Annotated in this window: 20 protein-coding genes and 1 tRNA gene; 7 read left to right on the forward strand and 14 right to left on the reverse strand. The window is 65.2% G+C overall.

Annotated elements, in window-relative coordinates; all coding sequences use genetic code 11:
- Positions 1–227: 227 nt before the first annotated feature.
- On the forward strand, positions 228–347 hold the full coding sequence (locus DM806_RS27830) for a prepilin-type N-terminal cleavage/methylation domain-containing protein (RefSeq protein ID WP_179044338.1): 120 nt from the start codon (positions 228–230) through the stop codon (positions 345–347).
- 23 nt (positions 348–370) lie between these two features.
- Here the strand turns inward: DM806_RS27830 and DM806_RS16840 are convergent, their stop codons facing one another.
- From DM806_RS16840 to DM806_RS16855, 4 genes are read right to left on the reverse strand one after another with little or no spacing between them, the layout of a single operon-like run.
- Positions 371–1,027, reverse strand: a complete 657-nt coding sequence (locus tag DM806_RS16840) for a glutathione S-transferase family protein (RefSeq protein ID WP_179044339.1) — start codon at positions 1,025–1,027, stop codon at positions 371–373.
- 25 nt (positions 1,028–1,052) lie between these two features.
- Positions 1,053–1,853: a LytR/AlgR family response regulator transcription factor gene (locus DM806_RS16845; protein WP_179044340.1), complete on the reverse strand. Its 801-nt coding sequence runs from the start codon at positions 1,851–1,853 to the stop codon at positions 1,053–1,055.
- Positions 1,850–2,956: a sensor histidine kinase gene (locus tag DM806_RS16850; protein WP_179044341.1), complete on the reverse strand. Its 1,107-nt coding sequence runs from the start codon at positions 2,954–2,956 to the stop codon at positions 1,850–1,852. Before DM806_RS16850 ends, DM806_RS16845 begins: the two co-directional genes overlap by 4 nt.
- Positions 2,957–2,998: 42 nt before the next feature.
- On the reverse strand, positions 2,999–3,481 hold the full coding sequence (locus tag DM806_RS16855) for a winged helix-turn-helix transcriptional regulator (protein WP_179044342.1): 483 nt from the start codon (positions 3,479–3,481) through the stop codon (positions 2,999–3,001).
- Positions 3,482–3,592: 111 nt separating this feature from the next.
- On the opposite strand from DM806_RS16855, the gene DM806_RS16860 reads away from it, so the two are divergent.
- The 4 genes from DM806_RS16860 to rplL all read left to right on the forward strand — a co-directional run bounded on the left by DM806_RS16860 (position 3,593) and on the right by rplL (position 7,544).
- Complete coding sequence (locus DM806_RS16860; protein WP_179044343.1) at positions 3,593–5,698, forward strand: RelA/SpoT family protein; 2,106 nt, start codon at positions 3,593–3,595, stop codon at positions 5,696–5,698.
- A gap of 5 nt (positions 5,699–5,703) precedes the next feature.
- Positions 5,704–6,234: a hypothetical protein gene (locus tag DM806_RS16865; protein WP_179044344.1), complete on the forward strand. Its 531-nt coding sequence runs from the start codon at positions 5,704–5,706 to the stop codon at positions 6,232–6,234.
- A 351-nt stretch (positions 6,235–6,585) separates the two neighbouring features.
- Positions 6,586–7,101: a 50S ribosomal protein L10 gene (gene rplJ / locus DM806_RS16870; protein ID WP_179044345.1), complete on the forward strand. Its 516-nt coding sequence runs from the start codon at positions 6,586–6,588 to the stop codon at positions 7,099–7,101.
- Positions 7,102–7,169: 68 nt separating this feature from the next.
- The gene (gene rplL, locus DM806_RS16875) at positions 7,170–7,544 is read left to right on the forward strand and encodes a 50S ribosomal protein L7/L12 (protein ID WP_179044346.1); all 375 of its coding nucleotides are present in this window, start codon (positions 7,170–7,172) and stop codon (positions 7,542–7,544) included.
- Positions 7,545–7,719: 175 nt separating this feature from the next.
- On the opposite strand, the gene DM806_RS16880 is transcribed toward rplL, so the two are convergent.
- From DM806_RS16880 to recJ, 4 genes are all read right to left on the reverse strand, one after another.
- A complete protein-coding gene (locus DM806_RS16880; protein ID WP_179044347.1) occupies positions 7,720–7,875 on the reverse strand; it encodes a hypothetical protein in 156 nt (51 codons plus the stop codon).
- A gap of 111 nt (positions 7,876–7,986) precedes the next feature.
- Positions 7,987–8,217, reverse strand: coding sequence for a hypothetical protein (locus DM806_RS16885; protein WP_179044348.1), 231 nt, complete (start codon positions 8,215–8,217; stop codon positions 7,987–7,989).
- 237 nt (positions 8,218–8,454) lie between these two features.
- A tRNA-Glu gene (locus DM806_RS16890) sits at positions 8,455–8,529 on the reverse strand.
- Between the two features lie 155 nt (positions 8,530–8,684).
- A complete protein-coding gene (recJ, locus tag DM806_RS16895) occupies positions 8,685–10,451 on the reverse strand; it encodes a single-stranded-DNA-specific exonuclease RecJ (protein ID WP_179044349.1) in 1,767 nt (588 codons plus the stop codon).
- Between the two features lie 140 nt (positions 10,452–10,591).
- On the opposite strand from recJ, the gene DM806_RS16900 reads away from it, so the two are divergent.
- Both DM806_RS16900 and DM806_RS16905 read left to right on the forward strand, forming a co-directional pair.
- Positions 10,592–12,697 (forward strand): autotransporter assembly complex protein TamA, encoded by a 2,106-nt coding sequence (locus DM806_RS16900; RefSeq protein WP_179044350.1) that lies wholly within the window; start codon positions 10,592–10,594, stop codon positions 12,695–12,697.
- Positions 12,697–16,908: a translocation/assembly module TamB domain-containing protein gene (locus tag DM806_RS16905; RefSeq protein WP_179044351.1), complete on the forward strand. Its 4,212-nt coding sequence runs from the start codon at positions 12,697–12,699 to the stop codon at positions 16,906–16,908. Before DM806_RS16900 ends, DM806_RS16905 begins: the two co-directional genes overlap by 1 nt.
- A gap of 57 nt (positions 16,909–16,965) precedes the next feature.
- On the opposite strand, the gene DM806_RS16910 is transcribed toward DM806_RS16905, so the two are convergent.
- The 6 genes from DM806_RS16910 to DM806_RS16935 all read right to left on the reverse strand — a co-directional run bounded on the left by DM806_RS16910 (position 16,966) and on the right by DM806_RS16935 (position 26,489).
- Positions 16,966–20,562, reverse strand: a complete 3,597-nt coding sequence (locus DM806_RS16910; protein ID WP_179044352.1) for an error-prone DNA polymerase — start codon at positions 20,560–20,562, stop codon at positions 16,966–16,968.
- Positions 20,559–22,160, reverse strand: coding sequence for a Y-family DNA polymerase (locus tag DM806_RS16915; protein WP_179044435.1), 1,602 nt, complete (start codon positions 22,158–22,160; stop codon positions 20,559–20,561). Before DM806_RS16915 ends, DM806_RS16910 begins: the two co-directional genes overlap by 4 nt.
- Positions 22,066–22,902 (reverse strand): ImuA family protein, encoded by an 837-nt coding sequence (locus tag DM806_RS16920; protein WP_179044353.1) that lies wholly within the window; start codon positions 22,900–22,902, stop codon positions 22,066–22,068. Before DM806_RS16920 ends, DM806_RS16915 begins: the two co-directional genes overlap by 95 nt.
- 220 nt (positions 22,903–23,122) lie before the next feature.
- Positions 23,123–24,631, reverse strand: coding sequence for a YifB family Mg chelatase-like AAA ATPase (locus DM806_RS16925; RefSeq protein ID WP_179044354.1), 1,509 nt, complete (start codon positions 24,629–24,631; stop codon positions 23,123–23,125).
- Positions 24,632–24,682: 51 nt separating this feature from the next.
- Complete coding sequence (locus DM806_RS16930) at positions 24,683–25,360, reverse strand: RlmE family RNA methyltransferase (protein WP_179044355.1); 678 nt, start codon at positions 25,358–25,360, stop codon at positions 24,683–24,685.
- Between the two features lie 10 nt (positions 25,361–25,370).
- On the reverse strand, positions 25,371–26,489 hold the full coding sequence (locus DM806_RS16935) for a Ppx/GppA phosphatase family protein (RefSeq protein ID WP_179044356.1): 1,119 nt from the start codon (positions 26,487–26,489) through the stop codon (positions 25,371–25,373).
- Positions 26,490–26,570 lie beyond the last annotated feature (81 nt).

The following is a 26,570-nucleotide window of genomic DNA, read 5'->3' on the forward strand; positions in this document are numbered from 1 at the left end:
AAACCGCCATCTCCTTCCAATTTGTGTGAGCGGCATCCATCAAGTAATGCCAAGATATGGAACGACGATCACATAAAAGACGGTTTGGATATTGGTCGGCGCTAGCTGGGATTTGCGTGCTTTTTGGTGCGTGGGCCTATTATCGAGGAACCCGCAGTTACATCGATTGCGTGGACGGACATTGCCCTGATGCCGACTCTCCAGAATATTTTATGGGGGTAAGAAGTATGAATGAGGCAGCGCCATTCACGGCAATAGAGGTCATGATCGTAGTGGCTGCGGTTGGCATTCTCGCCCGCGCCATTTATCTTATTATACGGCGGGTATTGTGGACACTTGCTCCCTGAGCAGACATCCAGATCGGAACCGTTCATTCCTCGGGCGTGCCGTCCAGCGGAAAATATGGCCGCCACGCTCGCGCCTCTTTCACCGCGCGGGCGAAGGATGGCCGCTCCAGCAGCCGCTGGCGGTAGGCGTGGACATGGCGCAATCCTGGCGGCACCGGGTGCGACCAGTGCGCGTAGAAGAGGTGCGGCGCGGCGGCGCAATCGGCCAGGCTGAAGGCGTCGCCGGCCACCCATGTCCGCCCCGCCATGTGCGCGTCGAGCCAGGCATAGGCCTTGTCCAGCGCCGCCCGCGCATCGGCGACGCCCGCCGGATCCTTCTGCCCCTCCGGCCGCAGTGCATCGAACACCAGCTTCTGCTGCGGCGTTGCGACATGATTGTCGAAGAAACGGTCGAGCAGCCGCACCTCCAGCGCCATGACGGGATCGTCCGGGATCAGCCGGACCGGCCCCGGATGCTGGATCTGGAGATGCTCGACGATGATGCTGGCCTCGAACACGGCCCACCTATCATCCTCCAGCACCGGGAATTTCCCGATCGGCCAGAGTTGCGCCAGTAGCGTCCCATTGTCCGGCTGATCGGGTACGATCATCCGAAAGGCGAAGGGAATATCATTTTCGTAGAGCGCGATCAGCGCCTTCTGGCAGTAGGAGGAGAAGGGATGGCCGAAAAATTGCAGCATCGCCGCCCCTCCCCCAATGGCCGCATCAGTGGACGAAGCGCGCCACCACATCGCGATAGGAGCGGCTGACCTTCACCTGCGCCCCCGATTCCAGCACCAGGAAACATTCGCCGTTGGTGTGGGGCTTCACCTGCCGCACTTGGCTCAGGTTGACGATGGTCGAGCGATGGACGCGCTGGAAATTGCGCGGGTCGAGCCGCTTTTCCAGATCCTTCATCGTCTCGCGCAGGATCAGGCTATTGTCGGCGGTGTAGATGCACATATAGTCGCCGGCCGCGTCGATCCGCTCGATCGAATCCACGTCGACGCGGAAAATCTGCCCGCGATCCTTGATGTTGATGAGCTTTTCGAAGCGGTTGGAGGCCGGCGCATCGTCATCCGCCACGAAATCGCTCATCGCCTGCGGCGCGACTTCGGCCAGCACTTCGCGCAGCTTCTCGGCTTCCTGCACCTGCCGCTTTTCGCTCAGGCGCTGACGCACACGGTCCAGGGCGTCGGCGAGGCGGCCTTCCTCGACCGGCTTCATGAGATAATCGACGGCCTGCGCCTCGAATGCGCGGATGGCATGGTCACTATAGGCGGTAACGAAGATGAACAGCGGCGGCTCGACCTCCATCATTCCCTGGACGACGGAAAAGCCATCGAAACCAGGCATTTGAATGTCGAGGAACACAAGGTCGGGTTTATGCGTCTTGATGGCACGTATGGCTTCGCGGCCATTGGTGCAGGTTTCGATAATTTCGACATCCTCATGCGCTTGCAGACGCAGCTGAAGGCCTTGAATAGCCAGGCTTTCGTCGTCGACGAGGATTGTTCTGATGGTCATGCGGCCACTTTCGATGTTTCATCCATGTTAAGCGGAATTTCGATGATGACCGAAAATCCGCCTGGCGTGGAACGCGTTTCGAAGCTCTGTCGTTCCCCGAAGGCCTGAATTAACCGGTCCCGGATGTTCGGCAGGCCGACGCCCGTTCCCTCGCTCATCGGAATGTGCGGTTTCATCGCACCATCGTTCAATCCCGGCCCGCTGTCCGATACGACGATCCGGACATTTTCACCGGCAGGCTGCGCCACGACCGAAATCTCCGCCCCTTCTTCCTTGGGCGTGACCGCATATTTGATCGCATTCTCGACCAGCGGCTGGAGCAGCAGCGAAGGCAGGCGCGCATGGGCGACCATGGGGTCGACGGTAAAGCTGGGCCGCAACCGGTCCTCGAACCGCATCTTCTCGATCTCCAGATAGAGTTTCAGCGTCTCCACCTCCTGCTCGATCGTCACCTGCGCGGTCGGCTCGTTGATCAGCGTGTAGCGCAGGAAGGAGGACAGCCGCGAAAGCATGGCATTGGCCCGGTCGGTCTGCTTGAGCAGCACCAGAGTCGATATGCTGTTGAGCGTGTTGAACAGGAAATGCGGATTGAGCTGGTAGCGCAGCATCGCCAGTTGCGCGCTGGACGCCTGATTTTCCAGCCGCAACAGCTGATCCGCCTGCTCCTCGACCGTGAGGTAGAAATTGATGGCATAATAGAGCGCCGACCATGCGCCGATCAGCGTCATCGACAGGTAGAAGGCGCCCAGGAACAGCTGCAACCCCGCCGTCTCGCTACCCCTGTTCTGGGTCGAGAAGACCCAGCTGTCGATGAAGGCGACCAGCGCCGCGGCCAGCACCACCGTCAGGATCGATACGCCCCAGGTGACGATCGGCCTTTGTTTCTGGAGGAAGCGGAATACCACTGCGATCAGCAACGTCACCGAATATCCGGTAACGGTCGAGATGAGCACCGGGATCAGGCTGGACAGGGACTGCCCGTTGGCGATGGTGGACGAACCGCGCAGCAGGAAGGCGCCCGCCCACCCGAGCGATTGCAGGTTCCAGAAAGCACGGTTCTTGTCAGCGAAAAAAGGCTGAGGCTGGATGCGTGGAGCAGACATTGACCCCAGCCTAGAGACTTTCTTCACCGGGGTGAAGCCGGGTCAGGCCGCCACCGCCGGCTCTTCCGCCATCGGTGTCACTTCATCGGTGCACAGCCAGACCAGATCGCCCAGATCCAGCGCCCGGCCGTCATGCGCCTGGATGCCGATCTGGCGGATCGGCTGGCCATCGCGCTTGTCGGCCAGAACCTGACAGGCCGGTGTGCCGCAGCCCCAGCGCTCGCCCCACTGGCGCAGTGCAATCATCGCCGGAGCCAGACCCTGCCCCTTTTCCGTCAGGCGATATTCGACCTTCCGCCGATCGCACTGCATCGGCTCCCGCACCAGAATCCCGTTTTCGACCAGCCGGGCGAGCCGGTTGGCGAGGATGTTGCGGGCAATGCCCAGGGTCGACTGGAATTCCTCGAAATGACGGATGCCCGACAGGGCGCCCCGCAGGATCAGGAAGGACCATCGCTCACCCATCATCTCCAGCGCGCTGGGAAGCGCACATTGTTCCAGATCCTGGGCCAGATTATGTTTCATGGTCGTCACGCATAGCGCAAAGCAGCAGTCGTTGCAAAATCGCAGACTAATTGCTGCAACATGGGATTTTTTTGTTGCACGGCAAGGGGGTTCCAACACAATCGGGCAACGATGCTACGCCAATATGAACTTGTCGAACGTGTAAAACGCTATGATCCGCAGGCGGACGAGGCGATGATCAATCGCGCCTATGTCTTCTCGGTCCAGAAACATGGCAGCCAGAAGCGCGCCAGCGGCGACCCCTATTTCAGTCATCCCATTGAAGTCGCGGGTATTTTGACCGACTTCAACCTGGACGACCAGACCATCGTGACCGCTTTGCTGCATGACACGATCGAGGACACGCTCGTCACCTATGAGGAGATTGAGAGCGCCTTCGGCAAGGATGTCGCGCGCATGGTCGACGGAGTCACCAAGCTCAGCAAGATCGAGGCGATGTCCGAAAATGAGCGGGCGGCGGAAAATCTCCGCAAATTCCTGCTCGCCATGTCGGATGACATCCGCGTGCTGCTGGTCAAGCTCGCCGACCGGCTGCACAATATGCGCACGCTCCATTTCATTAAGAATCCGGACAAGCGCCGCCGCATCGCCAAGGAGACGATGGACATCTATGCCCCGCTCGCAGAGCGGATCGGCATGTACGACTTCATGCGCGAAATGCAGCTCCTATCGTTCCGCGAAATCGAGCCGGAAGCCTATGACAGCATCACCAAACGGCTGGAGCAGCTGAAGGAAGGCGGCCATGACAAGGTCGACCGGATCGGCGCCGAACTGCAATTGCTGCTCGCCGGCCAGGGCATGTCGGTCAGCGTCTCGGGCCGCGAGAAACATCCCTATTCCATCTGGAAGAAGATGCAGGAACGGCACATCAGCTTCGAGCAGCTGACCGACGTCATGGCCTTCCGCGTCATCACCGACACGGTGGAGGACTGCTACCGCGCGCTCGGGATCATCCACCAGACCTTCAAGATGGTCCCCGGCCGCTTCAAGGATTATATCTCCACGCCTAAGCGCAACGGCTATCAGTCGCTGCACACGACCGTCATCCATCAGGACAATGCCCGGATCGAGGTGCAGATTCGCAGCCGCGACATGCATAATGACGCGGAACTGGGGCTGGCGGCGCATTGGGCCTATAAGCAGAAGGGCGACGCCACCGACCATCACGCCGCCTGGCTGCGCGACCTGGTCGAAATCCTAGAGCAGAGCCAGGATGCCGACGAGCTGCTCGAACATACCCGCATGGCGATGTATCAGGATCGCATCTTCGCCTTCACCCCCAAGGGCGAACTGCACCAGCTGCCCAAGGGGTCGACGCCGGTCGATTTCGCCTATGCGGTCCACACATCGCTCGGCAACCAGACGGTCGGGGCCAAGGTCAATGGCCGCGTCGTGCCGCTGCGCACCAGTCTCGAAAATGGCGACCAGGTCGAGATATTGAAGTCGGTGGGGCAGGAGCCGCAGCCCGGCTGGCTGACCTTCGCCATTACCGGCAAGGCCCGCGCCGCCATCCGCCGCTTCATCCGCCAGAAGCAGCGGGGCGAGGAAGTCGCGCTCGGCGAGAAGCTCTATGAGGAAATTGTCGGCCGCTTCTCGCCCGATCTGGCCAAGGAACTGGGCGACAAGGCGCTGACCGCTGCGCTCAAGCGGCTGAAGCTGGAGGACCGGGCCTCGCTGATGGTCGCCATCGCCACCCATCGCGTGCTCGATGCCGAAGTGATGGAGGCGCTGGTTCCCGGCTCCACCACCGCGGAGGGAATGGAGGAGGCCCATCCGCGCCAGCATGAACCCGTCTCGATCCGCGGCCTGACGCCGGGCATCGCCTATAATCTCAGCGACTGCTGCCATCCGGTGCCGGGCGACCGCATCGTCGGCGTGCGCCGCACGGGCGAGCCGATCGAGGTGCATACGATCGACTGCCGCTCGCTGGAAGTGGAGCAGGATGACGACTGGGTCGACCTTGCCTGGGACAGCAAGTCGAAGGGCGGCACCGCGCGCCTTCAGGTGATCGTCAAGAACCAGCCGGGCGCGCTCGCCGCAGTCGCCAATGTCTTCGGCGCGACCAAGGCGAACATTCTGAACCTTCAGCTGGTCAACCGCGAAGGCCCGTTCCACACCGATATCATCGACCTGGAAGTAGCCGATGCGCAGCATCTGAACCGCATTCTCTCAGCGCTGCGCGCACTCGACACGGTGGTGCAGGCGGATCGGGTCTAACCCTGTTGAAGGCACGCATCGTCTCGCTGATCACGGTCGGCCTTGTGGCAGCGTCGACGAGCAGCGCGATCGCGTGCCTTCCCCCATCGCCACCTACTCTCTCCCGCCTGGAGGGAGAGAGTGACGATGGCTATGCCAAACGCCTGAAACTGTTCGAAACCGAGCGCGTGCGCCAGGAGCAGGAGGAAATCCGCCAGTTTCAACTGCAAAGAGATGCGAAGAACTGGTCATCAGCGGATCGCGTCATGCTGGCGGAGGCCGTAGAATTTGGCGGTTCCCTGTTGAAACCAAAGGTGCGATTGCGCCCTGTTCGCTGGCTGAAGGGAAAAGGAAAGCTTCAGAGTTTCCAGCTCAAGCCTGTCACGAGAGACAGTTGCGAATGGCCGGGAAATGGCGATGCGCTGGGGGGCGAGGTCGGGGAGAAATTCCTGATCTTCCTGAAACCTGGCTCCCCATCGTCGAAGACCGTTCTCGACAGCATATCAGTCAGCCGTATCGTGGGTGAACACAGCAACGCTGCACTGGACGAGTCCTGACCACGTCGTGCACATGATATCGCGGCATAATGGCCCCGTCCCACCACGCCAGATTCCGCGTGACAGCAGGGCCCAAAATCTGTAGGTGCACCCCCAGCAGGCCCGTGGCTCATGCCATTGGCCTTCCGTCCGAGACAGTTGGTGAAGGGAATTTGCCCTTCTTAATTTCCAGCCTAGACGGGGAAAAGTTCTTTGCCGAACGGGCTTCACGCCTGATTCGGGTCTGCCTGTTCCTGATGGATGCGGGCCAGTCGATCTCTCCCCTTCGGACCTAAGTGCCCCATGCCGCATGGCGTGGGTTTAGTCGTTCGCGGCAGCGCAAGCCAAGCGAACATGAAGTGGAGTAATGGCATGGATCGTAATCAGAAAGCTGAGGTCGTTTCCGCGCTGAACGCAGAGCTGGCAGAAGTTGGCGTGGTCGTCGTGACCCGCAACCTCGGCATGACCGTCGCCCAGTCGACCGTCCTGCGCCAGAAGATGCGCGAAGCCGGTGCGTCCTACAAGGTTACGAAGAACCGCCTCGCCCGTATCGCCCTTGATGGCACCGCCTACGGCCCGATCAGCGACCTGCTGACCGGCCCCGTCGGCCTCGCCACCTCGGCCGACCCGGTCGCCGCCGCCAAGGTTGCGATCGAATTCGCGAAGACCAACGACAAGCTTGAGATCGTTGGCGGCGCGATGGGCGAAGTGCTGCTCGATGCGGAGGGCGTCAAGGCCCTGGCGTCGATGCCGTCGCTGGATGAACTGCGTGCGAAGCTGGTCGGCCTTCTGGTCGCCCCGGCTACCAAGCTCGCAACCGTCACCCAGGCACCGGCTGCGCAGCTTGCGCGCGTCTTCAACGCCTATGCGGAGAAGGAAGCGGCCTGAGCCGCCCCTCTTCCGATTTTTTGACCCTCATCTGACGGGGCATATCGCCCCAAAAAAGGAAATATATCATGGCAGACATCAACGCTCTGGTCGACCAGCTCTCGGCCCTCACCGTCCTCGAAGCCGCTGAGCTGTCGAAGGCTCTGGAAGAAAAGTGGGGCGTTTCGGCCGCCGCTGCCGTCGCCGTTGCCGGCCCGGCTGCTGCCGCTGCCGCTCCGGCTGCTGAAGAGCAGACCGAATTCGACGTCATCCTGACCGGCGACGGTGGCAAGAAGATCAACGTCATCAAGGAAGTCCGCGCCATCACCGGCCTGGGCCTGACCGAAGCCAAGGCTCTGGTCGAGGGCGCTCCCAAGGCCGTCAAGGAAGGCGTGAACAAGGACGAAGCCGAAAAGATCAAGAAGCAGCTGGAAGAAGCCGGCGCGACCGTCGAGCTGAAGTAATCGTACTTGCCCTGTCGCAAGACAGGGCGACCCGATCCGGCTCCAGCCGGAGAACAGGGCGGCACCTTCGGGTTGCCGCCCTTTTTCTTGTGCGATGCCGGTGGCGGGAGGCATCAGGGGTGAAAGAAGCACAATGACCGGTATCTGACCGATGCCAGGGGCGGCTCCGCCAACATCACCAATGCAATGGCGGCATCCATGTTGTCGATACGTGCTGATGCCTTGATTTGCAGGCCGGGTTTTCTGCGTCGGATAAGGCGATGAAGCTGATCGTGCGCGGCGCAAATTTTGCGACGGGCGATCGCTTGGCAATGATCGCGAAGGAGGTCATGATCTTCGCATCCGTCACCTTGGAGAACGATCACGCCGCGCCATTGCTGGCGGGTGAGAACACCCTTGACACCATCAGGCGCCTTGGCTGGGGAAGTTTGACTGGGTGCTGTCAGTTGAGAGGCGTCGTGGCCAGCAAGGGAATGTCGGTCAGCAGGGAATCGCGCGCCGCTCCAGGCCGTTGGTGATAATCGAGCGTCTCGAGCAGCTTGAGGTCTTCGAGCACCAGATAAGCCAACATGGGTCCGCGCGCGCCGGCCGCCTCGTCATGGATGCGGGCGATCACCGCGCTCTGGTTTTCTTGGATTGCCGCGCGCAGTTCCCGATTGTGCCAGGGCTGCACGTCATCGTTTACTCACTAGGGTCGCACGCGTTTCCGCTTCCTCGACAGTTCGTGATGAGTTCGCCGAACAGCCATTCGATATCGCGGGATTTGCGCAACTCGACAAATTTCAGGGATATGGCCGTAAGAAACTACGGATACACTGAAATTTTCCGCGAGCTAACCTTGGCTTTCGTAGGCTCCTGCGCCCAGCCGGCTGAAGCAATTCTAGCACAACTCCGCCATTTTTGGCGAGAGTGGTGACCCCTACGGGAATCGAACCCGTGTTTCAGCCGTGAAAGGGCCGCGTCCTAACCGCTAGACGAAGGGGCCGTTCGTTGTCGCCGCCGTGGCAGCGCTTCGAAGCGAGGGCGCAATTAGGCGGGGACGGCGAAAGGGTCAACCCCCTAATGCCAAGAAAATTGCAATGATGCGATTTCTTGCCGTTTGATCCCGTCAGATTGCAGGTAAATCAGGCTCTTACGCGATCAATCCGCCCACGCGGCGTCCTCCAGATGCAGTTCGGCGGCGGGGCGGCTGCCCCAATCGTCGATCTTCGCCTTGCCCGCGACCCACAGTTTCCGGTCGCGCGGCGCGCCGAGGATCGCCTGGCCCAGATCGGTTTCGGCCTGACGGAACGCGATGGTCTTGATCGACCGGCCATCGTCGCCCGCCATGATCGCGCGCAGATGGCCGTTGCCGACCACATCCGCCTTGATGACGCGCATCGGCCCGGCGGCGATCAGCGGGGCGGGCCAGCCGGCCCCATAGGGGCCACCTTGCTCGATCGCGGCGATGAAGTCGGAATTCACCCCGGCGGGCGCGAGCACCGCATCGATCAGCAGCGCCCGGTCATCGCGCGCCTTCGACACCGAAGCCGACAATCTCTCGTCCAGATAATCGGCAAGCGCATCGATCCGGTCGGCCGCAACCGTCAGCCCCGCCGCCATGGCATGGCCGCCGCCCGCGACCAGCAGGCCGCTATCCTTGGCCGCCAGCACCGCCGCGCCCAGATCCACGCCGGAGATGGAGCGGCCCGACCCCTTGCCCACGCCCGCCTCGTCGATGGCGATGACAATGGCGGGGCGGCCCGCCTTTTCCTTGATCCGTCCGGCGACGATGCCGATGACGCCGGGATGCCAGCCTTCGCCCGCGATGACCGCGACGGCGCGATTGCCCTGCGCCGCCAGCAACGCTTCGGCCTGCTCCTGCACCGTCGATTCGATCGCGCGGCGTTCCTCATTATACTGATCGAGCTGCGCGGCGATGCGCGCGGCTTCGGCGGGGTCTTCCGTCGTCAGCAGCCGCACGCCTAGGTCCGCCTGACCCACACGTCCGCCGGCATTGATGCGCGGCCCCAGCGCGAAGCCCAGATCATGACAAAGCGGCGCGCGCGTCAGGCGGCTGGCGTCGATCAGCGCGGACAGGCCGATATTGCGCCGCTTAGCCATGACCTTCAGTCCCTGTGCCACGAAAGCGCGATTCAGCCCCTTGAGCTGCGCCACGTCCGCCACTGTGCCGAGCGCGACGATATCGAGCAGGTCCAATATGTTGGGCTTGCCACGGCTGGCGAACCAGCCTCTGGCGTCCAACGCCTTCAGTAGCCGTGCGCCCAGCAGGAAGGCGACACCGACCGCCGCCAGATGCCCATGAACCGCAGCATCAGGATGCTCGTCCAGCCGGTTGGGGTTCACCAGCGCGAACGCTTCGGGAAGCTGCGTCGCGCATTTATGATGGTCGACCACGACCACATCGACGCCGGTTGCCTTGGCCATCGACAGCGCCTCGAACGCCTGCGCGCCGCAATCAACGGTGACGATCAGGGTCGCCCCCTCGCCCGCCAAGCGCACCAGCGCCTCGCCCGACGGGCCATAGCCCTCCATCAGCCGATCGGGGATATAGGGTTTCGCGTTCAGCCCAAGATCGCGCAGCAGCCGGATCAGCAGCGCCGCGCTGGTCGCCCCATCGACGTCATAATCGCCGAAGATGCGCACATCCTCGCCGCGCTGGACGGCGTTGGCCAGCCGCTCGGCCGCCGCGTCCATATCGCGGAACAGGCTGGGATCGGGCATGAACTGGCGGATGGTGGGATTGCGATGCGCCTCCAGCGCGTCACGCGGACAGCCGCGCGCGAGCAGAAGCTGCGTCACCAGATCGTCGGGCAGATAGGTCGGGTCGCGCCCGTCAGCGGCCCCGCCCCGCCAGCGCCAGGGCTGGCCCGAGATCGATCGCGAAATATTGAGCGCAAATGTCATGGAATTGCTGTAGCGGCCCGGGAGTCATGAGGGAAGCACGCCAAATCATGTCGCAGGCGGAACCGTCGCAACCCGTTGGGCGTATTGCCTCTTTGCCGGGCTTGTGGAATGCACGGCGCAAAAGGGGCGACGCGATTTTCATGAGCAGACGGCAGGCCATTCATGTCCGGCGCATATTGGCCGTGGCGCTGATGACGGCCTCTCCCCTGCCGCTGATGGCGCAGTCGACCACGCCCCCGCCTGCACCCCAAGCCGAACCCGAAGAGCCGATCCTGCCTGACGACCAGTTCGAGGCGCGCCTGCCCAAGATCGAAAGCGATCCCAACGCGCCCCTGCCCTCGATCAACAACTGGATCGACCAGCAGATGCCGGCGCCATCGAGCGCGCCCGCCGAATTGCCGCCCGCGACCGACCCGGCCGAAGAACGGGAACTCGCCCAGCCGCTGCCGCCGCTGGACAGCGTCACCGTGCCGGCCAATGTCGCGGCCGCCAATCAGGATCCCAACGCCAAGCTGCCCGACGTGCGCTATGCGACCAGCATCGAAGGCTTCGGCAAGACCGGCCTTGAGGATGAATTCCGCGACGCCTCCGCCCTGATCGACGGCGACGGCAAGGCGGAAACCGCCGCCATGGTGCAGGCGCGCGCGCAGGAGGATGAGAAGCTCGCCACCCGCCTCCTCTATTCGCAGGGCTATTATGACGGCACCGCCCTCGCCAGTCTGGATCAGGCAGGCGACGGCACGCTGAAGGCCGTCGTCTCGGTGACGCCGGGCAAGCGCTATAAGATCGGCGAGATCGTGGTTAACGCCGGACCAACCGTGCCGCCGTCGCTGGTGCGCGACCGCCTGCCGCTCAGGACCGGGGACTATATCATCGCCACCAATATCGAGGGGGCGGAGGCCAATGTCGCGCTGAAGCTGCCCGAAAACGGCTATCCCTTCGCCAAGGTGGGCGATCGCGACATATTGCTCGATCCCGCGACGGTGACGGGCGCCTACACGCTGCCGGTCGAGGTCGGCCCGCGCGGCACCTTCCGCAAGATTACCACCAGCGGCGAGAAACAGGCCTTCGGCGCTGACCATATGGAGGTCATCCGTCGCTACAAGCCCGGCCAGATCTACGACAGCCGCAAGGTCGACGACCTGCGCAAGGCACTGGTCGCCACCGGCCTCTTTTCCAGCGTCGCGGTCGATCCGGTCCGCACCAATGAGTCCGCACCGGACGTTACCGAATATGTCGACCTGATGGTCGAGCAGGAGGCCGGACCACCGCGCACGATCGCGGGCGAGGCCGGCTATGGCACGGGCCAGGGTTTCCGCGCGGAAGGGACATGGACCCATCGCAACATGTTCCCGCCCGAAGGCGCGCTGATCCTGGGCGCGGTCGCGGGCACGCAGGAACAGGGCGCATCGGCGACCTTCCGCCGTTCCAATGCAGGCAAGCGCGACAAGACCTTCCAGACCGGCATCACGCTCAATCACCAGAATTACGACGCCTATGAAGCCTATACTGCGGGCCTCAACATCGGCTGGTCGCGCCAGTCGACCCCGATCTTCCAAAAGCGCTGGACCTACAGCTATGGCGCGGAAATCCTGCTGACCAACGAACAGGTCGTGACCAACCTGCTGACGGCGGACAAGACGCGGCGGACCTATTTCATCGGCGCGCTGCCGGTGCAGGTGGGCTATGATCGGTCCAACGACCTGCTGAACCCGACCAAGGGCTTCCGCGCCAATCTGCGCGTGTCGCCCGAAGGATCGTTGCAGGGCAATTTCTCGCCCTATGTGCGCAGCACCTTCGATCTCAGCGGCTATTATCCGGTGTCCGACAGCTTGGTGATCGCGGCGCGCACGCGGCTCGGCACGATCAACGGCGTGGACCGCGACGATGTCGCGCCGTCGCGGCGCATCTATGCCGGTGGTGGCGGATCGGTGCGCGGCTTCGGCTATCAGGAACTGGGGCCGAAGGACGTGAACAACGATCCGATCGGCGGTCGGTCGGTCAATGAATTCGCGGTCGAGGGCCGCTATCGCTTCGGCAATTACGGCGTCGTCGCCTTTGTCGATGCAGGTCAGGTCTATGAAAGCCAGATGCCCAAATTTTCCGACATGCGCTATGGCGTCGGCCTGGGCGGCCGCTTCTACACCAATTTCGGTCCCTTCCGCGCGGACATCGCCATGCCGATCAATCGGCAGCCGGGTGAGTCCAAATTCGCGCTCTATATCGGCATCGGGCAGGCCTTCTGATGGCGCAGGACGACACCCCTCCGCCCGCCACTGAAACCGTGGTCATCCGCGAGAAGCGCCCGCTGTGGCAGAAGATCGCGATCGGCGCCGTCGGGCTTGTCGTCGCGCTGGTCGTGCTGGTGGCGGGCCTGCTGCTTGGCCTCAACACCCAGCCGGGCAAGAAATTCCTGATCCGGCAGATCGCCGCGCTCCAGATGGAGTCGGGGATGAAGATCGAGGTCGGGCGGATCGACGGGTCGATATACAGCGACATGACGATCCACGACCTGCTCCTGCGCGACCCCAAGGGCGTGTTCGCGGTCAGCCCCAGGGTGCATGTGGTGTGGCGGCCCTTCCGCTACATCAACAACCATATCTCGGTCAGCCTGCTGGAAACGCCGCTGGTCGTGCTGGCGCGCAGCCCGCAGTTCAACGTGGTGGCAAGCGATCCCAACGCGCCGATCCTGCCCGACCTCGACATCGACGTCGACCGGATGAAGATCGGCAAGTTCGTGCTCGCAAAGCCGGTGATCGGCCAGAAGCGCGAGATCGCGATCGATGGCGTCACCCATATTTCGGACGGCCGCGCAATCCTGTCCGCCGACGCCGTGGTCGACAGCGGCGACCGCTTGCAGGCGAAGCTGGACGCGGTGCCCGAACAGAACCGCCTTTCCATGAGCGGCACGCTGACCGCGCCCAAGGGCGGCGTCATCGCCGCCATGTCGGGCCTGACCGACGGCATGACCGCGACGCTCGACGGCAAGGGCACATGGCAGGCCTGGGACGGCCGGATCGTCGCGACATCGCCCAAGGGCGAGCTAGCGAACATCATGCTCGCCGCGCGCGACGGCAATTTCACGGCCAAGGGTCCGTTGCGGCCGGGGCTGGTCTTTGCCGGCACCGTCGATCGACTGACCGCGCCGCAACTGGACGTCGACCTGTTCGCCGGTCTCAACGAACGACGTGTGAACCTGAAAGGCACGCTGCGCTCGCCCGCCATGACCGCCGACGCACAGGGCCTGATCGATCTGGGCAAGAGCCAGTTCAGCGCGCTGCGTATCAACGCCGCTCTGCTGACCCCCGGCGCGATCATGGAGAAGGTGAAGGGCAATGACGTGCGCGCCTCCGTCATCCTCGACGGGCCGATGGCGACGCCCTTTATTGACTATGACATCACGGCCAAGAGCATCGCCTTCGACGCGACCGGCATCGAGAATCTGAAGGCCAGCGGCCGGGCCGTCATCGACGCCGACCGTATCCGCATTCCGGTGAACGCTACCGCGACCCGCGTGACCGGCCTCAATGCGGCGGCCGGCGGCCTGCTCCAGAATCTCCGCGTGAAGGGCGACTTCGCCTATGCCGCGGGCAAGCTGATCAGCGACAATCTGAAGATCGACAGCAACAAGATCGATGCCACCGCCATCGTCCTCGCCGACATCGACAACGCCCTCTATCGCGGCGCGTTGAAGGGCCGGGTCAACGACTACAAGATCGACGGCGTCGGCATCGTCAACCTCAACACCGATGTCGAACTGATCCCCGGACCCAAGGGCGGCTTCGGCCTTGGCGGGCGGTTCGGCGTGCGCACGGCACGCTGGGAAAATGCGTCGGTCCGCGATTTCCTGGGCGGCAATGCGGTCATGTCCGGCCGGATCGGCATGACGCCGGAGGGCAAGTTCACCCTCGCGAGCCTCAAGGGCGCGGCACCCAATTTCACGATCCTAAGCGGCTCCGGCAGCTATGACACGGATGGCCAGGTCGCCTTCGACGCCACCGCTTCGTCGAAACAATATGGCCCGTTGGCGCTGACCGTGCGCGGCACGATGGAGCGGCCGCAGGCGGTGCTGCGCGCCGCGCGGCCCAATGTCGGCGTGCAACTGACGGACGTAGTCGCCAAGCTGAACGGCGAGGCGGCGGGCTACCGGCTCGAAGCGACCGGCGGGTCGCCCTATGGTCCCTTCTTCGCCAATGTCCTCATTCGCACCGCCAAGGGGCCACTGACGATCGACGTCGCCAAGGCGCGCTTCGCCGGGATCGACATGAACGGCCGCATCCAGCAGAGCGCCGCCGGTCCCTTCACCGGGCAGCTGGGGCTGAACGGGTCGGGCATCACCGGCGCGGTGAAGCTGGCCGCCGTGGGCAAGGTGCAGGGCGTCGACGTCAACGCCACCGCCAGCAACGCGAAGCTGCCGGGCGAGGCCGATATCGTGATCGGCCGGGCCATCGTGAACGCCTCCATGCTGCTGACCGACCAGCCGCAGATCAAGGCCGACGCCCAGATCGCCAACGCCGCCTATGGCGCTTATGTCGTGCGCAAGGCGCGGGCGCGGGTCGATTATCAGGGCGGGCGTGGCCGCGCCCAGCTGGTCGCAGACGGCTCCAGCGGCGTGCCCTTCTCGATCGCGGCCAATGCGGCGCTGCGCCCCGATCTCTATGCCGTGGCGTTGCAGGGCAAGGCCGCCAATATCGACTTCAAACTGGCGCAGCCCGCCATCATCCGCGTCGAACAGGGCGGCTATCGCCTCGAACCCGCAAGCCTCGTGCTGCCGCAGGGCAAGGTCGACCTCGCCGGGCGCTTTGGCAACGTCACCACGGCGCAGGCGCGGTTCAAGGATTTCGACCTCGCCATCGCCAATATCGCCGCGCCGGGCCTCGGCATCGGCGGCCGCGCCACCGGGACGCTGGATTATCGGCAGGAAGGCAGTGCCTTCCCGACCGCGACCACGCGCCTTGCCATCAATGATTTCCGCCGTTCCAGCCTGACCGCCGTGTCCGACCCGGTGTCGATGAATGTCGAGGGCAAGCTGTCCTCGGCAGGCGGCGACCTGCGCGGCCTGATCCGCGAGGGCAACGCCACGCTCGGCCGCTTCACCGCCACGCTGGCGCCTCCGGGCGCGGGCGCGAGCTGGAGCGAGCAGTTGCAGAACGCCCCGCTAGGCGGTGGCATCCGCTATGCCGGACCGGCTGACGTGCTCTTCTCCTTCGCGGGGCTGGCCGACCAGCAACTGACCGGCGGCCTTGCCGTCGCCGCCGATTTCAGCGGACGGCTGAGCGACCCGCGCCTCAACGGCGTCGTCCGCGCCAATGCGCTGACTTACGAGAATGAGACGTTCGGCACCCGCGTCACCCAGATGAAGCTGGATGGCCGCTTCACCAACGATCATCTGGAAATTCGCGACTTTTCCGGCCGCGCCGGCGACGGCACGGTGCAGGCGTCGGGCAATGTCGGGCTGGCGGCGGCCAGCGGCTTCCCGATGGACATCGCAGTGAAGCTCAGTCGCGCGCGCCTCGCCCGCAGCGAAGCGATCACCAGCGTGGTCAGCGGCACGCTCGCCATCACCAACAGCCCGGCCAATGGCGGCCTGATCAAGGGCGACCTGTCGCTACCCGAAACCCGCTACAAGGTGGCATGGCAGGGCGGCACGGAAATCCGCCAGCTGACCGGCGTGCGGCGCAAGGGCGAGGGCGGCGACGCGCTCGACCAGCGCCTCGCCGCGCGGCAGGCCGCGGCCAAACCCGCCGACTGGAAGCTCGATATCCGGGTGCGCGCCGACAATGAAATCTACGTAACCGGCATGGGTCTCGATTCCGAATGGAAGACCAACATGCGCGTCACCGGCACCACCGCCGCGCCGCGCGTCATCGGCAAGATCGAGGTGATCCGCGGCCGCTACAGCTTCTCCGGCCACCAGTTCGACTTGTCGCAGGGCATCATCAGTTTCAACGGACCGATGATGAACCCGACGCTCCAGATCAAGGCGGAAACCAGGATCGACACGGTGACGGCGGGCATCCAAGTCGCGGGCAGCGCGCAGCAGCCCGACATCACCTTCATCTCCACGCCGGCGCTGCCGCAGGACGAAATCCTCGCCCGCATCCTGTTCGGCGACAATGTCGCCAACCTGTCCGCCACGCAGGCGATCCAGTTGGCGGCGGCGCTCAACGGCCTGCGCGGCGGCAGCGGCGGATTGAACCCGATGGGTAAGTTGCAGGGGGCGTCGGGTCTCGACCGGATCGGCATCGTCGGCGGCGACGAGGCGACCGGGCGCGGCACCAGCCTCGCGGTCGGCCAGCATATCTCCAACAATATCTATGTGGAGGTGATCACCGACTCCAAGGGCTTCACCGCCACCCAGCTGGAAATCGCCCTGTCCAAGGCGCTCAGCCTGCTGTCGAGGACCGGCACCAATGCCGGATCGTCGGCAAACCTGCGCTATTCGAAGGATTATTGACGGTCGGCACCGGGCACGACGCAGGCCAGATGGACGGCGCGGCGTTTTCGTCTCTGCTCAATGGAAATCCCGCGATCCCGGCAATATCCGCACATTGCGGGGATGGCTGGCGGTGCGGGGATGGGGGCGGGACGCACGAGTTTCGGGTTGCTGGAGCCGGTGCATTTCCGCGCTGCGATCATGCACGCGGGTCGCCATCAGATGGACGACGCCTTCCTTGCTGCGCTGAATTTCGCCCTCCACCAGCATCAGGCTGCTCGCCATGACGGGGCGGCGCTGCATCTCGAACAGCCGTGCCCAGAGCAGGATGTTGGCGATGCCCGTCTCATCCTCAATGGTGATGAAGACCGCATTGCCCTTGCCCGGCCGCTGCCGCACCAGCACCACGCCCGCCACCTGCACCCGCGCGCCATTTTTCGCCGCGCTCGCCTGCGCGCAGCTCAGCACGCCCTCGGCGGCGAAGACCGGGCGCAGGAACTGCATCGGATGCCCCTTCAACGACAGGCGGGTGACGGCATAGTCGGTCGCCACCTGCTCGGCGAGCGGCATGGCGGGCAGCGCCGCGTCCGGCTCTTCGCCCAGTTCGCGCGCATCCCCGCCCCGCACCCGCGCCGCGGCAAACAGCGGCAGCTCGTCCGAAGGCGTGCGCCGCGCCTCCCATAAGGCCGTGCGCCGGTCCTGCCCCAGCGACCGGCAGGCATCGGCATCCGCCAGCAGCCGCAGCGCCCGCGCCGGCAGCCCCGCCCGCCGCGCTAGATCCTCGATACTGGTGAACAGCCCGCCCTCCGCCCGCGCCGTCGCCAGCTGCTCTGCCCAGGACTCGCGAAACCCGTCGACCTGGCGAAGGCCCAGCCGCAACGCCAACGCGCGGCCCTTCCCCTCGCCCTTGTTGATCCGGCGGGATCGCAGCAGCGGCTCCAGCCCATTGTCCCAACCGCTCATATTCACATCGACATCATGGACGGTGACGCCATGCTCGCGCGCATCGCGCACCAGTTGCGCGGGGGCATAGAAGCCCATCGGCTGCGAATTGAGCAGTGCGCAAGCGAAGACCGCCGGTTGATGGCATTTGATCCAGGCCGACACATAAACCAGCCGCGCGAAGGACAGCGCATGGCTTTCGGGAAAGCCGTAGCTGCCGAACCCCTCGATCTGCTTGAAGCAGCGGGCGGCAAACTCTTCCGTGTAACCGCGCCCGGTCATACCGTTGACCATCTTCTCGCGAAAATGATGGATAGTGCCGACATTGCGGAAGGTCGCCATCGCGCGGCGAAGTTGATTGGCTTCATATGGTTCGAACTTGGCCGCCGTGATTGCCAGTTTCATCGCCTGTTCCTGAAACAAGGGCACGCCGAAAGTCTTGCCCAATAGCTGTTTCAGTTCGTCCTTCGGCCCATGATCGGGGCTGGGCGAGGGATAGGTGACATCCTCCTCCCCGCAGCGCCGGCGCAGATAGGGATGGACCATATCGCCCTCGATCGGTCCCGGCCGCACGATCGCGACCTGTACCGTCAGGTCGTAGAGCGTGCGAGGCTTCAGGCGCGGCAGCATGTTGATCTGCGCCCGGCTCTCCACCTGGAACACGCCGATGCTCTCGCCCCGGCACAGCATGTCGTAGACATCGTCATCCTCGGAATCGAGGTCCACCATCAACTGATGATCGCCCAGCCCATTGGCCCGCATCAAGTCGAACGCCTTGCGGATGCAGGTCAGCATGCCGAGCGCCAAAATGTCCACCTTCATCAGGCCGAGCGCATCGATATCATCCTTGTCCCACTCGATGAAACTCCGGTCGGCCATGGCGGCGTGGTGCAGCGGCACCGTCTCGTCCAGCCGGTTCTGCGTCAGCACGAAGCCGCCGACATGCTGCGACAGGTGGCGCGGGAAAGGCGCATCGAGCAGCTGACCGACCAGCGCGCGCAACTGCACCATCTGCGGATTGTCGAGCGCGAAGCCGGCCTCGCCGACGCGCTTTTCGTTCATGTCTCGCGAATAGCTGCCCCATATCGTGCCGGACAGGCGAGTGACCACATCCTCCGACAGGCCCAGCACCTTGGCCACTTCCCGAATGGCGCTGCGCGATCGATAATGGATGACCGTCGCGGCGATGCCGGCGCGATGGCGGCCGTAACGCTCATAGACATATTGCATCACCTCCTCGCGCCGCTCATGCTCGAAATCGACGTCGATGTCGGGCGGCTCGTCCCGCTCCTCCGACACGAAGCGGGAAAAGAGCAGATCCTGTTTCAGCGGGTCGACCGAGGTGACACCCAGCAGGAAACAGACCATCGAATTGGCCGCCGACCCCCGCCCCTGGCAAAGGATTCCCTTCATCTTGGCAAAGGCGACGATGTCGTGGACGGTCAGGAAATAATAGGCATAGTTACGCTCGCCGATGAGCCTGAACTCTTCGTTCAACTTCTCGTGCACGCCATGGGGAATATGCGGCCCATAGCGGGCATGGGCGGCGCTGATGGTCAGCTCCTCCAGCCATTGCTGTGCGGTCCAGCCTTCGGGCACCGGCTCATGCGGATATTCATAACGCAGTTGCCGGAGGTCGAAGCGAATCCGTGAGAGCAGCGCGATGCTCTGCGCCACGGTCTCCGGGCAGGCGCGGAACAGACGCGCCATTTCGGCGGGGCCATGGACATGCCGTTCGGCATTGGCCTCCAGCAACCGCCCCGCCTTCGCCAGCGTCGCGCCTTCGCGGATGCAGCTCAGCACATCCTGCAACGGCCGCTGCGCAGGGCTGGCGTAAAGCGCATCCATGGTGGCGAGCAGCGGCACCCCCGTGCGTGCGCCCAGCGCCATATAGTCGGCCAGCCGCCGCGCATCGCGCCCGTCGCGCCGCAGCGCCGCCCCCAGCCAGACGCGGTCCGGCGCGAGCCGCGACAGACGGGTCAGCAGCGTTTCCAGATCGTCGGGGCGCGGCGGCGGGACGAGGCTCAAATGCCCCTGCCGGATCACCTCGCCATGGGCGCGCTCTTCATGTTCATAGTCGACCGGACAGTCATGCGCCTGCTGCTCGGTCGCCGTGGAACAGGGCAGCACGATCAGCAGCAGATCGTCCAGATAGGCGGTCAGATCCTCATAATATAGGATACAGTCGCCCTTTACCGATCGCAGATTGCCGAGCGTCAGCAATTTGGTGAGTTCGCCCCAGCCGCGCCTGGTCGCGGGATAGGCGACGATATCGGGCGTCCCGTCGGCAAAGACCAGCCGGGCGCCGGCCACGACCCGCAGGTCCATCTGGCAGGCGGCTTCCTCTTGCGCCGTCAGTTCAAGCGGCTCACCCCTCTCCTTCTTTTCCTCCAGCAGAAGTTCCCGTGCCTTGGCCGGCGCATCCCGTCGCGCTTTCCACGCCCGCACCACTCCCGCCACCGTATTGCGATCGGCAATGCCGATGCCGGTGAGGCCAAGATCGTTCGCCCGCGCCACCATGTCCGCGCCATGCGACGCGCCGCGCAGGAAGGAGAAGTTGGTGGCGGCCACCAGTTCCGCAAATGGCGGCGCGTCCGGCGGCGGCGGCGGGGTGCGCTCCTCCTTCGTCTTTTCCCGCGCCGCCTCGATCGCATTCAGTTCGCGCCGGTCGATCGATTTGGGCTTGGTCGGATCGGGATAGCCCTTCCGCCGATGCCCCGTCTCGCCGCTCATGCGAACAGGCCGTGAATATACCAGCCGGGATGTTCCGCCTCCGCGCCATATAGCCCGTGGCGGAAGATCCAGTAGCGCCGCCCGCGCGCATCCTCGACCCGATAATAGTCGCGGGTGCGGCCGGCGCTTTCGCCTTCGGTCGCGCCATCCTTCGCCTTCCACCATTCGGGCGCGATCCGTTCCGGGCCTTCATAGCGGATGATGTCGTGCAGCGTGCGCCGCCAGCGGAAGCGGTGCGGCGGGCCATCGGGCACCTCGGCGACCACCTCGATCGGCTGGGGCGGGTCGAACAGATGAAGCGGGCGCATCGGCGGGTCGCCCGGCTCGCTCTCCGCCTCCCGGTTGCTTGGCCCGTTCTTGGGCCAATTTTCCGGCGCGCGACTTTCCACCGCTGGCAGCGCAAGCTGCGCCTGTTCGGGGATATGGCTGTCGCGCGGTTCCAACCGCTGGATGCGGGCGCGCCCGGCGCGGATCGACAGGCGATCGACCAGCGCAGCGACGCTGTCCTCGCGCCGCGCCTCTCCGCCCTCCAGCGCCAGTTGCGTGGGGGCCAGCTTCTCCGCCTGCGGCACGGTGAGGCGCAGCATGTCGAAGCCGAAGCCCGGATCGATCGGGTCTGACAGCGCGTCGATCCGCTCGCGCATCAGCCGCAGGATCGCGGGTGCGTCGCGCATCGGCAGGCTGGTTTCGACCCGCAGCGGGAAGGCGAGGCCGTCGCTGCGGAAGAAGACCGCCTCGAACCGCCGCCCGCCCTCGCCCCGCTCGGCCAGCCGCTCGCCCGCCTCCGCTGCCATCTCCTCCAGAATCTTGAGCGCATAGGCGGTGCTGCCCAGCGGCTCGGCAAAGCGACGGTCGATGCGGACGGCGGGGCGCGGACGGCGCGGCCTGAGCGGGCGATGTCCCAAGCCCAGCAAAGCATGGAGCGCATCGACCGCCTCCTCGCCGAAACGCGCGGCCAGTGCGGCGGCGGGCCGGGCGGCAAGGTCGCCCACCGTGCGCAACCCCGCCCGGCGCAGCGCCACCGCGCTTTCCCCCTCCAGCCCCAGCGCCTCCACCGGCAGGCGGCGCACGGCGGCATCCTCGTCGGGCGCGGGCGGCACCGGGAAGCGGGCGAGCGCATGGGCGGCCTCGGGACTGCCCGCAATGGCGTGGCGCACGCGCAGCCCATGCCGCTCCAGCCGCGCCGCAGCCTCGGCCGCCAGCGCCTCCTCCCCGCCCCACAAATGACCGCAGCCGCTGATATCGAGCATCAGCCCGTCGGCGCCATCCGGCGCGGCATTGGGGGTATAGCGGGCGCAACCGTCGCACAGCCGCTCCAGCCAGTCCTGATCGGCATGGGGGTCGGCATCGAAGACGCGCAAATCCGGCTCGCGCGCCCGCGCGTCGGCCAGCGTCATGCCCGGCGTCAGGCCGATCGTCAGCCCGTCGGCATTGACCGCCGCCAGCCGCATCGCACCGCGCACCGCCTCCACGACGATAGCCGGGCCATCACCTCCCCCCCCTTCACTTCCAGCCGCCCAGAGATCGGGCCGCATGATCCGCAGCCGGTCGATCGGCAGGAAGGGGAAGCTGAGCGCCAGATAGCGCCGCACCGTCATCGCCGCTTCGCTGTTCTGCATGATGGCGTTCATCGCCTACGTCTCCGAATATCCCCTTTTCCCTGTCCCACATCAGCCGCCAGGCCTGCCCGTCCGGCCCCGCCCGCCGCCGCAACAGGGTGAGGGCAAAGCTGGTCTGGCCCGGCGCATTGCCGGGCAGCGGCGCAGAGGGCGCGGCGGCCACCCGCCAGCGGGTTTCCGCCGCGCTCGGCACCGGCTCTGCATCGATCCGCAAGATGAGGGCGGTGACGCCTGATCCCTCCGCCGCCAGCGCCAGCCGCCGACTGGCGGTGAGGTCGAGCAACGGCGCACGCCCGCGCAATTCGATCAGCAGCGCGCCCAAAGCCGGGCAACGCAACGCATCCACCGCCGCACGCAGCAGCATCGAATCGTCCGGCATGATGCCGAGCAGCAGCCGGTCGGGATCGATGCCCAGCGCGGCAAGGCCCGGCCCATAGGGATGGCCGCCCGCCTTCCCCGCCGCGACCGTGCGCAGCCAGAGCAGCGGCGCGTCGCCGCTGGCCTGCCGGCTCCAGAGCAGGGACAGGCCAGCCGCCGCCGCTTCGTCCGCACTCTCTCCGAACAGTTCGTGCAGCCGCCCGCGCGCCAGCCCGCCGCCCAGCGCCGCGTCCAGCCCGTCATGCCCGCTGGCGAAGCGCGCGCAGGGCTGTGACGCTGGCGCGCGGTCCAGCGATGCGATATGCCGCTTCAAGGCGGCAAGGCTGTGCAGCGACTCGCTCATGACATTTTGTTCCTGTTATGTTCTTATCATCCACAGGAACGGCACAAGTCAATGCGGGCAAGGCAATAGCGGCCATCTTTCGACGTAAAGTATCAACCATGGCTGGCCGCTTTGAGGCGTCGAAAATTGCTGTCCCTTGCGCTTACACCCGCGAGTGTGCGCCCGCGGACGGTGTGAACTTCGTTTCAGAATAAACACTTCTGGAAAGTTTGCGGTCAGCCTAATTGACCGGCGGTCGCCGCCGATAACTCAGCGCCTCGGCCACATGCACCCGCCCGACCCGTTCGGCGCCGGCCAGATCGGCGACGGTGCGCGCCACCCGCAATACCCGCGTATAGCCGCGCGCCGACAATTTCATCGCGGCAGCGGCCTGCGCCAGCAATTGCCGCCCCGCCTCGTCCGGTCCGGCGACTTCCTCCAGCCGTTCGCCATCTACCTCGGCATTGGTGCGCGTCCTGCTCCCGGCATAGCGCGCCGTCTGCACCGCCCGCGCCGCCGCGACCCGCGCCGCCACCTCGGCCGATCCCTCGCTGGGCGGGGGCAGCACCAGATCGGCGGCCGTCACCGCCTGCACCTCGACATGCAGGTCGATGCGATCGAGCAGCGGTCCCGACACCTTGGCCTGATAGTCGGACGCACAGCGCGGCGCGCGCGAGCAGGCCAGCGCCGGATCGCCCAGATGTCCGCAGCGGCAGGGATTCATCGCCGCGATCAGCTGGACGCGCGCCGGGAAGGTCACATGGGCATTGGCCCGCGCCACCGTCACCTCGCCCGTTTCCAGCGGCTGGCGCAGCGAATCGAGCACGGTGCGCTGAAACTCCGGCAGTTCATCAAGGAACAGGACGCCCAGATGGGCCATCGACACTTCGCCCGGCCGCGCCTTGAGGCCGCCGCCGACCAGAGCCGCCATCGACGCGCTGTGATGCGGATTGCGGAACGGCCGCGCGCGGCTGATCCGACCGCCCTCCAGCGTGCCGGCGACGCTGGCCACCATGGAACTTTCCAGCGCCTCGGACGGGGTCATGTCGGGGAGGATGCCGGGCAGGCAGCTCGCCATCAGCGACTTGCCCGCACCGGGTGGCCCGACCATCAGCAGATTATGGCCGCCCGCCGCCGCAATCTCCAGTGCGCGCTTGGCGACTTCCTGGCCCTTCACCTGTTTCAGATCGGCGGTCCGCACCGGCGCTTCGACTGTACCCGGCTGGGGCGGCGACAAGGCGGAGGTGCCCTTGAAATGGTTGAGCAGGCTCAGCAGGTCGGGCGCGGCGATCACCTCCACCTGTCCCGCCCAGGCCGCCTCTGCGCCCTGCGCGGCCGGGCAGACCAGCCCCATCTCCTGCCCGCCGGCATGAAGCGCGGCGAGCAGCACGCCGGGCGACGGCGCGGTTCGCCCATCCAGCCCCAGTTCGCCGACGACGACATAGCCCGACAGCGTCTCCGCATCGATCACGCCCATCGCACCCAGCAGGGCGAGCGCGATCGGGAGATCGAAGTGGCTCCCCTCTTTCGGCAAGTCGGCGGGCGACAGGTTCACCGTGATCCGCTTGGGCGGCAGCGACAGGCCGATGGCAGCGATGGCGTTGCGGACCCGCTCGCGGCTTTCGGCCACCGCCTTGTCAGGCAAGCCGACAAGGATGAAATTGGGGAGGCCAGGAACCAGCTGGCACTGCACCTCCACGGCGCGCGCTTCCAGGCCCAGATAGGCAACCGTCGAAACCGTAGCGACCAAAGTCCTGAATCCCCCAATTCAGCTGAGCAGCAATTTACCGATGCAGCAGGATCATTCGACCAGTTGCTCCGGCCGCCCCTTGAATCCCTGCGCCACGACATACCATTCGACGCTGCCCTTGCGGCTAGCGGGCGGCTTGGCGTGCTTGATCGTCGTGAAATGCTTCTTGAGCACCGCCAGCAATTCCGCGTCGGTGCCGCCAGCGAAGACCTTGGCGACGAAGGTACCGCCCTTGCGCAGATTCTCGACCGCGAACAAAGCCGCCGCCTCGACCAACCCCATGGTGCGCAGGTGATCGGTCTGGGCATGGCCGACCGTATTGGCCGCCATATCGGAAATCACCAGATCCGGCTCCTGCCCCAGCGCCTCGCGCAGCAGGTCAGGCGCCTTGTCGTCCATGAAGTCCATTTCGAACAGGGTGACACCGGGGATCGGATCGACCGGCAAAAGGTCGATGCCGACCACGGCCGCCTTGGGCGCCATCTTGCGCACCACCTGCGCCCAGCCGCCGGGCGCGACGCCAAGGTCGACGACGGCGCGCGATCCCTTTACGAAATGGAATTTCTCGTCCAGCTCGATCAGCTTGAAGGCGGCGCGACTGCGCCAGCCTTCCTGCTTGGCCTTGTGGACATAGGGATCGTTCAGGTGCCGCTCCAGCCAGCGTACCGACTGCGCCGTGCGCCCCTTGGCCGACTTGACCCGCACCTTGCCGGCGCCGGATCCTCTCATAATTTGGCTCTCACATCACTCTCCCGTCGCGGTCCATCAGCCCGCGCAATATGCCTTCCCGAATGCCCCGGTCAGCGACGCCCAGTCGCTCCGCCGGCCAGATGTCGAGGATCGATTCCAAAATGGCGCAGCCCGCCACGACCAGGTCTGCGCGCTCGGTCCCGATACAGGGCAGCTTCTGTCGCTCCGACAGGCCCATGCCCGACAGCCGGTCGGAAATGGAGCGCATCGATTCGCACGGCACAATCAAACCGTCGATCGCCTGTCGATCGTAACGCGGCAGCCCCAGATGCAGGCTAGCCAGCGTCGTCACCGTGCCCGACGTCCCGAGCAGGCGGATGCCCTCCGCTCCCTTCGGCAAGCGACGGGCCAGCGGCGAGAAGGCTTCGGACACCCGCGCGCGCATGCGGCCATAGGCGGCCAGCCGCTCGGCGGGATCGTCATGCTCGAACGCCTCGCTCTCGGTCAGCGACACCACGCCCCAGGGCGCGCTTACCCAATCGACGATGCGCGGCGCGCCGTCGCCATGGGCATCGACCAACACCAGCTCGGTCGACCCGCCGCCAATGTCAAAGATGAGCGCGGGGCCATCGCCCGGTTCCAGCAGCGCATGGCAGCCCAGCACCGCCAGCCGTGCTTCTTCCTGCGCGCTGATGATGTCGAGCGCGATTCCGGTTTCCTTGTAGACGCGTTGGATGAAATCGGCCCCGTTGGAGGCGCGACGGCAGGCCTCGGTCGCGACCGAGCGGGCCAGCGTCACATGACGGCGACGCAGCTTGTCCGCACACACGGACAGGGCGGCGATCGCGCGATCGATCGCGGCATCGCTGATCCTGCCAGTCGCGGCCAGCCCTTCGCCCAGCCGGACGATTCGCGAAAAGGCGTCAACGACGATGAAACCGTCCGCCGACGGCTTGGCGATCAGCAACCGGCAATTATTGGTGCCAAGGTCGATCGCGGCATAGGATCGCCGCTCACGTGCGCCATGAAGCGCGAATCCCCGCTGCTTCGACGGGGGAGGAATGGCCGCAGCCTTGCTCCCTTCACCCGGACCGGAGCGGGCGCGCTTGCCCGCGTAACGGCCGGCCGGGCCGGAACTCTGCGGCGATGGGCGGCTTTGCTGCACCATGCCGTAACTCACTTCTGCTTGTCGCCAGTCCCAAAGACGGGACCGGAACTTGCCATCATGCTTAAGCAGATACGGTCAGAT

This window comes from Sphingobium lactosutens (assembly GCF_013393185.1).
Taxonomy (GTDB): domain Bacteria; phylum Pseudomonadota; class Alphaproteobacteria; order Sphingomonadales; family Sphingomonadaceae; genus Sphingobium; species Sphingobium lactosutens_A.